Origin of the sequence: Acerihabitans sp., assembly GCF_036398755.1 — a bacterium.
Classification (GTDB): Bacteria; Pseudomonadota; Gammaproteobacteria; order Enterobacterales; family Enterobacteriaceae; genus Acerihabitans.
Window position 1 is genome coordinate 13,234 of record NZ_DASWOM010000080.1, and the last position, 14,221, is coordinate 27,454.

The following is a 14,221-nucleotide window of genomic DNA, read 5'->3' on the forward strand; positions in this document are numbered from 1 at the left end:
CCGCACGGCCCGCGTCGCGCAGAAAATAGTTGCATTCGGCACTAAAGATCGTTAGTTTTATTCAAAGGCAAGTTCCATTGCCATGCTACTACGGTATTTGCTACTTCTGTAATAGTACGTGTTTTATTTATAACGCCTGCTGTACAACAGAGATACGGCCCAGACCGTTCAACCCGATCACCACGGAAATTATGATGAACAACGTTCTGTTTAACCACCATCATCACCATCATCCTGACTAGTCTTTCAGGCGTTTGGTGCTGGAAGACATCATATCTTCCAGTGGCGCAGAATGTAAGAGAGAGCCCTCGGAAGATATCTTCCGAGGGTTTTTTTTTGGACTTAACAAATTTTGATTCAGGCAGAGGACGGTATTTTGGACAAATCACGGTTACGGATAGCAATGCAAAAGTCAGGCAGGCTGAGCACCGACACACAGAAGCTGCTGGAGCATTGCGGCATTAAAATCAATTTGCAGCAGCAGCGCCTGCTGGCCTTTGCGGAAAATATGCCCATCGATATCATGCGCGTGCGCGATGACGATATTCCCGGCCTGGTGATGGACGGGGTGGTGGATCTGGGCATTATCGGCGAAAATGTGCTGGAGGAAGAATTGCTTAACCGCCGCGCCCAGGGCGAGGACCCTCATTATTACATGCTGCGGCGCCTGGATTTCGGCGGCTGCCGCCTGTCGCTGGCCCTGCCCCTGGATGAACCCTTCACCGGTCCGCAATGCCTGCAAGGCAAACGCATCGCCACCTCCTATCCGCATCTGCTCAAGCAATACCTGGATAAACTCGGCATCAACTTTAAGTCATGCCTGCTCAACGGTTCGGTGGAAGTCGCACCCCGCGCCGGCCTGGCGGACGCCATTTGCGATTTGGTCTCCACCGGCGCGACCCTTGAGGCCAACGGCCTGCGAGAAGTGGAGGTGATCTACCGCTCCAAGGCCTGCCTGATCCAAAGCAATAGCGAACTTCCCCCGGCCAAACAGGCGTTGATCGATAAGCTGATGATCCGCATCCAGGGGGTTATCCAGGCGCGCGAATCCAAATACATCATGCTGCACGCGCCCACCGAACGCCTGGACGATATCGTGGCTCTGCTGCCGGGCGCCGAGCGTCCCACCATTCTGCCCCTGGCCGGCGATAAGCACCGCGTCGCCATGCATATGGTCAGCAGTGAAACCCTGTTCTGGGAAACCATGGAAAACCTGAAAGCCCTCGGCGCCAGTTCTATCCTGGTGCTGCCGATTGAAAAGATGATGGAGTAAGCGGCCGATGACCACTTCCCCTTTTTCCACGCCGGTTCGCTGGGACGACTGTTCCGCCGGCCAGCAGGCCGCGTTGCTGGCCCGGCCCGCGGTGGCGGCCTCCGATCGCATCAGCAGCGCCGTTGGCGAGATTATCGACGGCGTTCGCCAGGGCGGCGACCAGGCCATCAAAGCCTATAACCTGAAGTTCGACCATATCGCCACGGCGCAGTTACGCGTCAGCGAACAGGCGATCCGCCAGGCCGCCGATCGCCTGTCGCCCGAGGTAAAACAGGCCATGGCGACGGCGGTGGCCAATATCGACTGTTTCCATCGCGCCCAGCGGCTACCGCCGGTGGATGTGGAAACCCAGCCCGGCGTGCGTTGCCGCCAGCTTACCCGCCCGGTGGCGTCGGTGGGCCTGTATATTCCCGGCGGATCCGCGCCGCTGCCCTCGACGGTGCTCATGCTGGCGACGCCTGCGCGCATCGCCGGCTGTAAGCGGGTTATTTTATGCTCGCCGCCGCCGATTGCCGATGAAATCCTGTACGCGGCGCAACTGTGCGGCGTAGCGGACGTGTTCCAGGTGGGCGGCGCGCAGGCCATCGCCGCCATGGGATTCGGCAGCGAATCAATCCCAAAGGTGGATAAAATCTTCGGCCCCGGCAATGCCTGGGTTACCGAGGCCAAACGCCAGATAAGCCAGCGCGCGGGCGGGGCCGCCATTGATATGCCCGCCGGGCCCTCGGAAGTCCTGGTGATTGCCGACAGCGCCGCCACCCCGGCGTTTATCGCCGCCGACCTGCTCTCGCAGGCGGAGCACGGACCGGATTCCCAGGTGATCCTGCTCACCCCCGACGCGGCCGTCGCCGAAGCCGTGGCGCGGGAAACCGAGGCGCAGCTCGCTCTGCTGTCACGCGCCGCCATCGCCCGCCAGGCGCTCAGCGCCAGCCGCCTGATCGTCACCCGCGACCTGGCCCAGTGCGTGGCCATCAGCAACCGCTACGGGCCGGAACATTTGATTATCCAGACCCGTGACGCCGAAAGCCTGGTGGACGACATCACCAACGCCGGTTCGGTGTTCCTGGGCGACTGGTCGCCGGAATCCGCCGGCGACTACGCCTCCGGCACCAATCATGTCCTGCCGACCTATGGCTACACCAATACCTATTCAAGCCTTGGACTGGCGGACTTTCAAAAACGCATGACGGTGCAGGAACTGACGCCGCAGGGTCTGCTGGCGCTGGCTCCCACCATCGAAATCCTGGCGCAGGCGGAGCAGCTCACCGCCCATAAAAACGCCGTTACGCTGCGCGTCGCCGCGCTCAACCAGGCCCGGCCCGCCTCATCAACCCACGCGCCGTTAACGGCCGATAAGGAGCAATAATGTCCATCAGCCAACTGGCGCGCGCCAATGTGCTGGCGCTCGAGCCTTACCAATCGGCGCGCCGCCTCGGCGGCAAAGGGGATGTCTGGCTCAACGCCAATGAATATCCGCTGCCCCCGACCATTGAAGCGCGTCCCGGCAACCTCAACCGTTATCCCGCCTGCCAGCCGGAGGGGGTGATTAATAATTACGCCGCCTACGCCGGCCTGCGACCGGAACAGGTGCTGGCCTGCCGCGGCGCCGATGAAGCCATCGAACTGCTGATCCGCGCGTTTTGCGAGCCTGGGCAGGACGCCATCCTGTTTTGCCCGCCCACCTACGGCATGTACAGCGTCAGCGCCGAAACCTTCGGCGTGGCGCGCTTCACCGTACCGGCGCGGGACGACTGGCAGCTGGATATGACGGCCATCGAGGCGCGTCTCGACGGCGTCAAGCTGGTTTACATATGCAGCCCCAACAATCCCACCGGCAACGTTATCCGCCCGCAGGACATCAAGCGCCTGCTGGAGCTGACCCGGGGACGCGCGCTGGTGGTGGCCGATGAGGCCTATATCGAATTCTGCCCGCAGGCAACGCTTGCCGGCTGGCTGGCCGATTATCCGCATCTGGTCATCCTGCGCACCCTGTCCAAGGCGTTTGCCCTGGCGGGACTGCGCTGCGGCTTCGCCCTGGCCGACGAGCAGGTTATCCAGCTACTCTTGAAGGTGATCGCCCCCTACCCCCTGTCGCAGCCGGTGGCGGATATCGCCGAACAGGCGCTCGGCGCCGAGGGTTTGGCGCTGATGCGCGCGCGGGTGGCTGAGATTAACGCCACCCGCCAATGGCTGGCGGCGGCCCTGGCGGCGTGCGACTGCGTGCGGGAAGTCTATCCCAGCGCCGCCAATTACCTGCTGGCGCGGTTCGACCCGGCAAGCAACGCCTTCAGGGCATTGTGGGACCAGGGCATTATCCTGCGCGACCAAAGCGCCCAGCCCGGCCTGCGGGACTGTCTGCGCATTACCATCGGCACGCGCGACGAGGCCGAACGGGTGGTAAACGCCCTGCGCGCGCTGGCAAGCCCGGCTGATTCCGCCCGCAAGGAGGCCATGTGAGCCAAAAACTGCTGTTTATCGATCGCGACGGAACCTTGATAAGCGAACCGCCGCAGGATTTCCAGGTCGACCGCCTGGATAAGCTGGCCCTGGAGCCGGATGTGATCCCCGCCCTGCTGGCGCTGCAAAAGGCCGGCTTTCGCCTGGTGATGATCACCAACCAGGATGGCCTGGGCACCGCCAGCTTTCCCCAGGCGGATTTTGACCCGCCGCATAACCTGATGATGCACATATTCAGCTCCCAGGGCATCACGTTTGATGAAGTGCTGATTTGCCCGCATTTGCCGTCCGACGGCTGCGATTGCCGCAAACCGCTCACCGGCATGGTCACCCGCTACCTGGAAGAGGGACGCATCGACCACGCCAACAGCTACGTGATTGGCGATCGGGAAACCGATATCAAGCTTGCGCATAATATGGGCATCAACGGGCTGCGTTACCAGCCGGAGACCCTGGGCTGGCAGGCAATCGCCGACCTGCTAACCCGCCGCGATCGCCATGCCCACGTCAACCGCGTCACCAAGGAAACGGCCATAGACGTGCAGGTCTGGCTGGATCGCGAGGGAGGCAGCAAAATCAATACCGGCGTCGGCTTCTTCGACCATATGCTGGACCAGATCGCCACCCACGGCGGCTTTCGCATGAATATCGAGGTCAAGGGCGACTTGTATATCGACGATCACCACACGGTGGAGGATACCGCGCTGGCGCTCGGCGAGGCGATTAACCAGGCGCTGGGCGATAAGCGCGGCATCGGCCGTTTCGGTTACATGTTGCCGATGGACGAATGCCTGGCGCGCTGCGCGCTGGATATTTCCGGCCGCCCGCACCTGGAATATAAAGCGGAGTATACTTATCAGCGCGTCGGTGATTTAAGCACCGAAATGGTCGAGCACTTTTTCCGCTCGCTGTCCTACGCCATGGCCTGCACCCTGCACCTGAAAACCAAGGGCAAAAACGATCATCACCGGGTCGAAAGCCTGTTCAAGGTGTTCGGCCGCACGCTGCGCCAGGCTATCCGGGTACAAGGCAACACCCTGCCCAGTTCGAAAGGAGTGCTGTGATGAACGTCGTGATCCTCGATACCGGCTGCGCCAACCTGTTCTCGGTCACCGCCGCGGTGCGGCGCCTGGGCTACCAGCCGGTGGTCAGCCGCGATACCGATATCGTGCTGCACGCCGACAAGCTGTTCCTGCCGGGCGTCGGCACCGCCCGGGCGGCGATGGACCAACTGCGCGATCGCAACCTTATCGACCTGGTGAAAGCCTGTACCCAGCCGGTGTTGGGCATTTGCCTGGGCATGCAGCTCCTGGGCCGGGAAAGCGCCGAGAACGGCGGCATCGAGACGCTGGGCATTATCGACGTCACGGTGGATAAAATGACTGATTTCGGCCTGCCCCTGCCCCATATGGGCTGGAACCAGGTACATCCCCACCATGACAGCCGGCTGTTTCGCGGTATCGACGACGGCAGCTATTTTTATTTCGTCCACGGCTACGCCATGCCCCTATGCGCCGCCACCATTGCCCAGACCCACTATGGCGAGCCCTTTACCGCGTCGGTTGAGCAGGATAACTTTTTCGGCGTACAGTTCCATCCTGAACGCTCCGGCGCCGCGGGCGCTCAACTGCTGAAAAATTTTCTGGAGATGTAAACGGTGATCATTCCCGCATTGGATTTAATAAACGGCGAAGTGGTGCGGCTGCATCAGGGCGATTACGGCCGGCAGCGCCAATACGGCGGCGATCCCCTCGGCCGCCTGCAGGAGTACGTCAGGCAGGGCGCGCAGCTGTTGCATCTGGTGGATCTTACCGGCGCCAAAGACCCCGCCGCCCGCCAAATCCCCTTGCTGAAAACCCTGCTGGCGGGCATAGGGGCCACGCCGGTGCAGATTGGCGGCGGCATCCGCAGCGCGCAGGACGTGGCGGCGCTGCTTGACGCCGGCGCCACCCGGGTCGTGGTGGGCTCCACCGCCATCCGCCAGCCGCAGGAAGTACAGCGCTGGTTTGAGCGCTTTGGTCCCGATGCCCTGGTATTGGCCCTCGACGTGCGTATCGACCGCGACGGACAGCGCGAGGTGGCGGTCAGCGGCTGGCAGGAAAACTCCGGCATGACGCTTGAGCAGGCAATCGGCGAGTTTCAATCCGTGGGCCTCAAGCATGTGCTGTGCACCGATATTTCCCGCGACGGCACCCTGGGCGGCTCGAACGTGGCGCTTTACCAGGATATCTGTCGCGCCTGGCCCGCTATCGCCTTCCAGTCCTCCGGCGGCATCGGCTGCCTGGAGGATATTGCGCGGCTGCGCGGCAGCGGCGTGCAGGGCGTGATTGTCGGCCGCGCGCTGCTGGAAGACAAATTTACCGTTGAGGAGGCTATCGCATGCTGGCAAAACGCATAATACCCTGCCTGGATGTGCGCGATGGGCAGGTGGTGAAAGGAGTACAGTTCCGCAACCATGAAATTATCGGCGATATCGTGCCGCTGGCCCGGCGTTATGCCGAAGAAGGCGCGGACGAGCTGGTGTTTTACGATATCACCGCCTCGTCGGACGACCGGGTGGTGGACCAGAGCTGGGTGGAACGGGTGGCGGAGGTGATCGATATCCCGTTTTGCGTGGCCGGCGGCATCAAGACGCTGGAACAGGCGGCGCGCATCCTGTCGTTCGGCGCTGACAAAATCTCCATCAACTCGCCGGCGCTGGCGGACCCCGGGCTGATAAGCCGCCTGGCGGACCGGTTCGGCGTGCAGTGCATTGTGGTAGGCGTCGACACCTGGCATGATCCGGCTACCGGCCGCTACCTGGTCAATCAGTACACCGGCGACGAATCCCGCACCCGGGTGACCCAATGGGAAACCCCCGACTGGGTGGTGGAAGCGCAAAAACGCGGCGCCGGCGAAATTGTGCTCAATATGATGAACCAGGACGGCGTGCGCAACGGCTATGATCTTATACAACTCAAGCTGATACGCGAGCTGTGCCACGTGCCGCTGATTGCCTCCGGCGGCGCGGGCACCCCCGAACATTTCCTGGAGGCGTTTCGCGACGCCGACGTGGACGGCGCGCTGGCCGCCACGGTATTTCATAAACAGATTATTAATATTGGCGAGTTAAAAACCTTTCTCGCCCAACAGGGAGTAGAGATCAGATTATGTTAACGGCACAGCAGTCCATGTCACCCTCGGCCACACGGCTGACCCAGGAACAGCGCAATCTGCTGGACTGGGACAAAACCCATCACATGATGCCCGCCATTGTCCAGCACGCCATTTCCGGTGAAGTATTGATGATGGGGTATATGAATCCGCAGGCGCTACAGGCGACCGAAGACACCGGCAAGGTGACCTTTTTTTCCCGCGGCAAACAACGGCTGTGGACCAAGGGGGAAACCTCGGGCAATTTTTTGCATGTGGTGGGCATTTACCCGGACTGCGATCATGACACCCTGCTGATCCTGGCCAATCCCGACGGTCCCACCTGCCACACCGGCGCCGGCAGCTGTTTTTATCCGGCCGCCACCGACTGGGGTTTCCTGCATAACCTGGAAACCCTGCTGGCGCAAAGGAAAACCGCCGACCCGGAAAGCTCCTACACCGCCCGACTGTACGCCAGCGGCACCAAGCGCATCGCCCAGAAGGTCGGCGAGGAAGGCGTGGAAACCGCCCTGGCGGCCACGGTACACGACCGCGAGGAGCTGACCAACGAGGCGGCGGACTTGGTATATCACCTGCTGGTCCTGCTGCAGGATCAAGACCTGGATTTAAGCCGGGTTATCGGCCGGCTGCGCGAACGGCATCAGTAGCCCTTCAGCGAGCAAACCGGCGATGGCGCGGGCCTGGTGCGCTTGGGGGCACAGGGTCTTTTTCCTTAAATTGACTATTTCAGTCACCCCTATGGTGGTGACTGAATATTCACTGCCGGACACGACAATATCACCTGTAGAAAGATGCAAGGCGGTAAGCATTAAGCTTAAACGCTATTACCATTTTTTTAAAAAACGATTGATTTCCCTGTCTATTTTATTAACTACCTCTTCGGTTTTTTTGCAAAAATTTTCAACATCCTTTTTCACTCGTTCGGCTTCCCGCTTTAGTTTCCTTTCATCAAGCTGACTTAACTGTTCGCCAATTCGGTTGATTTCCCGCGATAACGTTCTCTCATTAAACGCCTTAAGCTGTTCAATAATTCGCCCGGCTTCCTGTTTTATTTTCTTATCATCAAGCTTTTTAGCCCGATCGATAACACGATCTTTTTCGCTCATCACTTTTTGCAAGATACTGGCATTCGGCGTTGTGTCCATGGGTTTATCGCCGGTATTATCCTCAATAGGGGAATTAGACTTGGTGCTGTCATCTGAGCGCTTATTTTGTACCGACGTTAAATATGCAGAAATATCATTAGTTAATGCCATATCGATCTTGCCTGTTGCCTGGCTGCTATCGATGCGCTCAAGCAGGCCGGGGGGCAACGGCTGTGAAGAGTCATTGGCGACACCGATAAGCCTGTCGCGAAGTGATGTCAGGAAACCGGTGTTATCGGCAGGCGTGGAAGCGCTGGCGGAAGGCGTCATGGTAATAACGGGAATAGATTCAACATTCATATTAATTTCCTTTTAATTTATATAAGTGAAACCAGTAAACTTTACTAATAGTAATTGAAAACGCTTATTATCGGTACTTAAACTGCTAATAGCCGAATTATTGCGTGTTGGGGAACGACAGTCAAATAAAATAATAATCCACCTGAACGTCGCCATTTAAATACATTTATTATAATGAAGTTGTTATATTAAAATATCAATCATCACATAACTCACTTTCTAGTAGCCGAATAGCTTTTTTAAACTCTCAGCCAATGTGTCATAAGGCGCGTTATCAGGTAGGGCCATTCAATAAGCGTTGGAATACCGCCAGAAAAATTTGCTCCTCCGGCCCGCTGCCGAGGGACAGCCGCCGGCGATACCGTTCGGCTGTGCCACAAGATGAAACAGGATTCAGTCCCCTGCCGTTACGCGCCGGTGCGGAAAGACATTCAGGCCTACCAAGCCTACCGGACGTGACAGTCATAAAAACCTTAGTGTGCGCGACAGGCACGTAACGCCGCGACGGCCCCTTTTTCACATCGCGCCGCACGGCTTGTTTGGGACAATCAGTACTATTCGACACGGAAAAGTTTTCATAGCGCCATTCCGTCTTGGTTGTCCCATGGGAATTACCGGCATGACTCTTTGGCGTAACGGCGGTTTTAATGCCGAAGCAACCTAGCAAATTGAACATCTACAGCTCCTGGTGATAAAAAAGATAAAGCACGATAATTATTTCACTGACGTGGTTTAAACCCCACGCTTTTTCCAAAGGGCAGCAGTATCGTGAACATCATCATTTTTTTCATCCGCTTTAGCCGTACGATTGCAAAAGCATTAAGGTATTGACTAAAAAAAACCGCCTGGTTGCCCAAGCGGTGAGGTTACGTGCAAAATGCATGCGCTTAAGGCCATGAATAGCCGCGCGCCAGGCAATAGGCGGTTATTCCAGCCATTCGGTATGGAACACGCCTTCCTTGTCGGTACGCTTGTAGGTATGTGCGCCGAAATAATCGCGCTGCGCCTGGATAAGGTTAGCCGGCAGCACCGCCGAGCGGTAGCTGTCGTAATAGGCGATGGCGGCGGACAGGGTCGGGGTCGGAATGCCGTGCTGGACCGCATAGGCCACCACGTCGCGCAACGCCTGCTGATAATCGTCGGCGACCTTTTTGAAGTAAGGCGCCAGCAGCAGGTTGGCGATGTCGGCGTTATCCGCGTAGGCATCGGTGATCTTCTGCAGGAACTGCGCGCGGATAATACAGCCGGCGCGGAAGATCTTGGCGATCTCGCCGTAGTTCAGGTTCCAGTCGTTTTCCTGCGACGCGGCTTTCAGCTGCGAAAATCCCTGAGCATAAGACACGATTTTACCCAGGTAAAGCGCCCGGCGCACTTTCTCGCTGAATTCCTTTTTATCACCGCTGAAGACCTGCTGCGCGGGACCGGACAATACTTTTGACGCGGCAACGCGCTGATCTTTAAGCGACGACAGATAACGGGCAAACACCGACTCGGTTATCAGGCTTAGCGGCTCGCCCAAATCCAGCGAGCTCTGGCTGGTCCATTTACCGGTGCCTTTATTGGCGGCTTCATCGAGGATGACGTCGACCAGGTATTTCCCTTCCTCATCTTTCTTGGTAAAGATGTCCTTGGTGATATCGATAAGATAGCTGTTCAGCTCGCCCTTATTCCATTCGCTGAAGGTGGCCGCCAATTCGTCATTGCTCAGGTTCAGCGCATTTTTCAGCAGCGAATAGGCTTCCGAGATCAGCTGCATATCGCCATACTCGATGCCGTTATGCACCATCTTGACATAATGGCCGGCGCCATCAGGACCAATATAGGCCACGCAGGCTTCGCCTTCGGCGCGGGCGGCGATTTTCTCAAGTATCGGGGCCACCAGGTCGTAAGCGGCTTTCTGTCCGCCGGGCATGATGGACGGCCCTTTCAGCGCGCCCTCCTCGCCACCGGAAACGCCGGTGCCGATAAAGTTGAAGCCTTCGGCCGACAGTTCACGGTTGCGGCGAATGGTATCGCGATAGAAGGTATTGCCGCCGTCGATCAGGATATCGCCCTTTTCCAGATAGGGTTTCAGCGAGTCGATGGTTTTATCGGTGCCTTCGCCGGCTTTCACCATCAGCAGGATGCGCCGGGGTTTTTCCAGTGAATTGACAAATTCTTCCAGGCTGTAATAAGGCACCAGATTCTTATCGGCATTTTCCGCGATGACTTCTTCCGTCTTTTCGCGCGAACGGTTGAAGATGGACACGCTGTAACCACGGCTTTCGATGTTCAGCGCCAGATTACGCCCCATCACCGCCATACCGACTACGCCAATCTGTTGTGTGGACATTAAGCAACTCCTGTCTGAAGTATGAGTCTTAAGTATGAACCACCTGCGGCCGCACGCCGGCCGACAGGGTATAAAATGTGGATGATATGTTAACCCAGCTTGCTGTCCCGCGGGTAGTGATTGGTGCGATAGGCCCGTTAACCGCACGATTTCGCGGCATTCGGCGCGGCGACGTCAATTCGTCAGGCTATCGGGCGCCGCCAGCGGCAGCTTGTCGAGACAGCGCCGGTTAAGCCGCTTGCGCTGACGGTCCAGAAACCAGCCCCATTTATTAAAATAGCGGATGGCCGAAACGATATGGTATAGCATAAAGCGCAGATCCACATAAGAGCGGCGCTGGGATTCATGAACCACCAGCGAATCCGGGCAGTAGCTGACGATATGCTGCGAACAGCTCACCCTGCGCGACAGATCCACATCCTCCAGGTACATAAAAAACCGCGGATCAAAGCCGTGGACATCGCGCAGCACCTCGCGGCTGATGAGCATAAAACAGCCGGACAGCGAAGGGGCGAAAAAAGGTTTGCTGTAGTCGGCCAGGCGCAGTTCGTAATCATTGTTTACCGCACTAGCGGAGCTGGACAGGAACCGGCGCATAAACAGCTGGTAAGGTCCCGGCAACAGTTTACAGCCATGCTGCAGGCTACCGTCCGGGTAGACCACTCTGGGGATGGACAAGCCCACCCCCCGGCTCAGGCTGAACTGATACAGCTTATCGATTTCCCCACGGGCAAACACGATATCCGGATTGCAAATCAGGATAAACGGCGCGGTGTGGCCGTAGCGTTCAAAAACGGTATTATGACCGGCGCCGAAACCCTTGTTCTCAGGCAGCCGAATCACATCCAGCTTTTCATGGGAAAAGTCGTTGAGCCAATCACAATGAGTACCATTATCAACAATAACCACTTTGGTTACGCTTAGCTCCTCGAACAACGAGGTTAACGTCTGCTTGATGTCTTGATACCGATGCTTGAAAAGCACCAGTGAAGCTATGATTTTCACTGATTGCACCAATTCTAAATTTTATTAAGCAGAACATACGTTAATGTGCTGATACTGCCCAACAATTGCTGATGATGGATGCCGGATTGTCGCATTAATTTCAGGCGTTTGAACACATTATTATTACGGATGGCGCGAAAAGCCTCAAGGCTGTCTTTCGCCGCCGGCGTCAGTTCGCCGTACAGATGCGACAGCACGGCGATGTTGATATCATTCCAGCGCGCCGTGCGCCCGCCATGGGCATAAAGAAAATTACGCAACCGCCGCAGCGGCTCCATGCTGTTGCCGATCACGTTATCGCCGTGCTGGCGATACAATACCGTAGGCTTGGCATCATACTCCACCCGGCCGCCGCAGCCGGTCACCAGTTGGTACAGCGTCCAATCATGGATAACCGGTTTTACCGGCCGGATTTTCGCCAACAGCTCGCGGGCGCGCTGGTTAAACACCATGGTATTGCCGCTGGCGATATTTTGCAGCAGGGCATTGCCAAACGACGGTTGCCGGGTATAGAGCGGAGAATAGCCGATCGGGTTGCCCGCGCCGTCAATCAGTTGCGTACGGGAACAATACAGCGCCGGCAGCCCGGGGTCGGTGGTGTCAAGCCACCGTACCGCCCGGCCGAGCTTGTCATCTACCCAGATATCATCCTGATCGGCAAAGGCGTAATAGTCGGCCCGGAGGGCGTCATGGCCGATAAGCGACATAAAATTATCGCACAGGCCGGTCCCCGGCCCTTGCAGCAGCCTGCCGTCCACGTCCGGCCTGGCAATAAACGCCGCCACCCGCGCCACGGTGTCATCGGTTGAGCCGTCATCGGACACCCAAAGCCGCCAGGGCCGGTGGTCCTGCCGGCTAAAGGAATCCAGCTGCTGCTGCAGATAGGCCGCGCCGTTCCGGCTTGCCAGCAGGATAGCCACTGACGCGCATTGCTTATTCATTTATTTCCACTGATTAAAAAAAAGATCCAGGGCATAAAGCCCCGGCTCATCGTCGACAGCCTGGAGGTCATTGGAATCAATGCTTGAAATAATCGGCAAATTTCATGGTCTGGTTACGGGTCGATCCCCAGGAATCAAAGTTTTCTATGATAGTAAAATGTTCGTCGCTGCGCCACAGGTCGCCGGTCACCAGATCAATCAACGGCTGCGCCTGCTGCATGGGGCTGACCACCAGCCCCAGCCGCTGCTGCAAGCGGAAATAATCGTCGACAAAAACATCAACGCCGTCGTTGAGCAAATTGATAAGCGCGCTGTGATCCTTAACCCGCGCCCGGCCGGGATCGCCGACGGTGGTTACCCGCAGGCCGTGAGGCAGATAGCCGATAATGCTATTGTGGGGGGCGGAAAAAAACAGCTCAACCGCAACGCGATTTTCATAAATTTTATCCACCAGCGCGGGCGAGGCCGATGCGGAGGACACCAACGCCTTCATGACCTGGCGAGGGTCGCGGCGCCGGCGCTCAAGCGTATTGGCCAGACAAAAATAGTAGCCCACCACACTTACATCCATCAGCTTCGCCACCGCCAGCTCAAAGGCCTCCTGGGTGGTGCCGCTCCAGCCGACGTCCACCAGCGCCACCTTACTGCCGGCGCTGATATTCATACTCTTAAGATAGATAAACAGCCCACGGCGGTTGCGTTGGCAAATCTTCAGGATTTCCCCGCGATAGGCGCTGAGGAATTTCATGACCAACGCATGATTTTCCGGGCCGATCTTGACGCCGGGCGCAAAGCCCAGATCCGTCAAAACCGACTGCTGCGGCGGTTCCATGCCGATGCGCTCCAATAATTCGCCGGGCGCCAGACCGTCGGATCCCGACATTAAGAACGCAATATTCTGATCGAAATTCTCTTCATCGATCGCCGCCAGGTTAAAGGCAATGCGCGATCCCATAAAATAGCAAAACGACGGCAGTCTGGCGCTGAAATAACGCCGCGCCACCCGTTCAGGGATATACCCGTCCCGCGAAACAAACAGCACATGATCCACCGCGTCCGCCTGGCTTTGCTCGGCAATCCATGACAGGAAACCCAAGGTCGCGGTGGCCTGATATTTAAAGCCCAGTTCCTGAAATGAATTTGCCGGAATTTTACCCGCGCTGACGGTATTAAGCATGCCGGCCGCCAGCGAGCCCATCAACGGCAATGACTTTTTCTCCGCCGGCGCGGGACTCGGCTGATAATGAAACGCGGCCAGCTTTTTTTCGCGCGGACGCTGAACATCAGCCAGATAATTATCGCCGATATGCAGGATGTCCTGAGGCGCGACGCCATAGGTATCGACGATCAGATCAAACAATTCCCCGGCATCCCGCTTGGTGGCGTTGCGATCGGCGGAGATAAATAAGGGTACGTCCTGGATATGATACTTCAGCAACACCTCGTTAAAAAACGCTTCGCCGAAATACATATCCGAGGTGATCACCACGGTCTTGCCCTGCTCGATCAGTGCCTTAAATATCGTGAACAGCTCATCGTTAGGCATGACCAGCGCCTTTTCCAGGTCATATTCGGCCCGCATCAGCGTAGCGCAAAGCTCCGGCGTGGCGTTGAA

The 14,221-nt window shown here is 57.5% G+C and carries 14 protein-coding genes and 1 other annotated feature; of the genes, 8 read left to right on the forward strand and 6 right to left on the reverse strand.

Features of this window, described 5'->3' with window-relative positions:
• Positions 1-217 precede the first annotated feature (217 nt).
• Positions 218-338: a sequence feature (His leader region), on the forward strand.
• Between the two features lie 35 nt (positions 339-373).
• The 8 genes from hisG to hisIE are packed head-to-tail and all read left to right on the forward strand — an operon-like array spanning position 374 to position 7,530.
• Positions 374-1,273 (forward strand): ATP phosphoribosyltransferase, encoded by a 900-nt coding sequence (hisG, locus tag VGC33_RS13235; protein ID WP_331121244.1) that lies wholly within the window; start codon positions 374-376, stop codon positions 1,271-1,273.
• 7 nt (positions 1,274-1,280) lie between these two features.
• Positions 1,281-2,639: a histidinol dehydrogenase gene (gene hisD / locus VGC33_RS13240; protein WP_331121232.1), complete on the forward strand. Its 1,359-nt coding sequence runs from the start codon at positions 1,281-1,283 to the stop codon at positions 2,637-2,639.
• Positions 2,639-3,730: a histidinol-phosphate transaminase gene (hisC, locus tag VGC33_RS13245; RefSeq protein ID WP_331121233.1), complete on the forward strand. Its 1,092-nt coding sequence runs from the start codon at positions 2,639-2,641 to the stop codon at positions 3,728-3,730. The genes hisD and hisC overlap by 1 nt, the downstream gene beginning before the upstream one ends.
• A complete protein-coding gene (gene hisB, locus VGC33_RS13250) occupies positions 3,727-4,794 on the forward strand; it encodes a bifunctional histidinol-phosphatase/imidazoleglycerol-phosphate dehydratase HisB (RefSeq protein WP_331121234.1) in 1,068 nt (355 codons plus the stop codon). The genes hisC and hisB overlap by 4 nt, the downstream gene beginning before the upstream one ends.
• Positions 4,794-5,384 carry an imidazole glycerol phosphate synthase subunit HisH gene (gene hisH / locus VGC33_RS13255; RefSeq protein WP_331121235.1) on the forward strand — a complete coding sequence of 197 codons (591 nt, stop codon included), beginning with the start codon at positions 4,794-4,796 and terminating at the stop codon, positions 5,382-5,384. Before hisB ends, hisH begins: the two co-directional genes overlap by 1 nt.
• A gap of 3 nt (positions 5,385-5,387) precedes the next feature.
• Positions 5,388-6,128, forward strand: coding sequence for a 1-(5-phosphoribosyl)-5-[(5-phosphoribosylamino)methylideneamino]imidazole-4-carboxamide isomerase (hisA, locus tag VGC33_RS13260; protein ID WP_331121236.1), 741 nt, complete (start codon positions 5,388-5,390; stop codon positions 6,126-6,128).
• On the forward strand, positions 6,110-6,886 hold the full coding sequence (hisF, locus tag VGC33_RS13265; protein ID WP_331121237.1) for an imidazole glycerol phosphate synthase subunit HisF: 777 nt from the start codon (positions 6,110-6,112) through the stop codon (positions 6,884-6,886). The genes hisA and hisF overlap by 19 nt, the downstream gene beginning before the upstream one ends.
• A 14-nt stretch (positions 6,887-6,900) precedes the next feature.
• Positions 6,901-7,530, forward strand: coding sequence for a bifunctional phosphoribosyl-AMP cyclohydrolase/phosphoribosyl-ATP diphosphatase HisIE (hisIE, locus tag VGC33_RS13270; protein ID WP_331121245.1), 630 nt, complete (start codon positions 6,901-6,903; stop codon positions 7,528-7,530).
• Positions 7,531-7,707: 177 nt separating this feature from the next.
• Here the strand turns inward: hisIE and VGC33_RS13275 are convergent, their stop codons facing one another.
• From VGC33_RS13275 to VGC33_RS13300, 6 genes are all read right to left on the reverse strand, one after another.
• Positions 7,708-8,328 (reverse strand): hypothetical protein, encoded by a 621-nt coding sequence (locus VGC33_RS13275; protein ID WP_331121238.1) that lies wholly within the window; start codon positions 8,326-8,328, stop codon positions 7,708-7,710.
• Between the two features lie 274 nt (positions 8,329-8,602).
• A complete protein-coding gene (locus VGC33_RS13280) occupies positions 8,603-9,004 on the reverse strand; it encodes a hypothetical protein (protein WP_331121239.1) in 402 nt (133 codons plus the stop codon).
• A 249-nt stretch (positions 9,005-9,253) separates the two neighbouring features.
• Positions 9,254-10,660, reverse strand: a complete 1,407-nt coding sequence (gene gnd, locus VGC33_RS13285) for an NADP-dependent phosphogluconate dehydrogenase (RefSeq protein WP_331121240.1) — start codon at positions 10,658-10,660, stop codon at positions 9,254-9,256.
• 174 nt (positions 10,661-10,834) lie between these two features.
• Positions 10,835-11,665 (reverse strand): glycosyltransferase, encoded by an 831-nt coding sequence (locus tag VGC33_RS13290; RefSeq protein WP_331121241.1) that lies wholly within the window; start codon positions 11,663-11,665, stop codon positions 10,835-10,837.
• A 14-nt stretch (positions 11,666-11,679) separates the two neighbouring features.
• Positions 11,680-12,606, reverse strand: a complete 927-nt coding sequence (locus VGC33_RS13295) for a glycosyltransferase family 2 protein (protein ID WP_331121242.1) — start codon at positions 12,604-12,606, stop codon at positions 11,680-11,682.
• A gap of 76 nt (positions 12,607-12,682) precedes the next feature.
• The coding region (locus VGC33_RS13300) for a hypothetical protein (RefSeq protein ID WP_331121243.1) at positions 12,683-14,221 on the reverse strand (1,539 nt) is incomplete at its 5' end.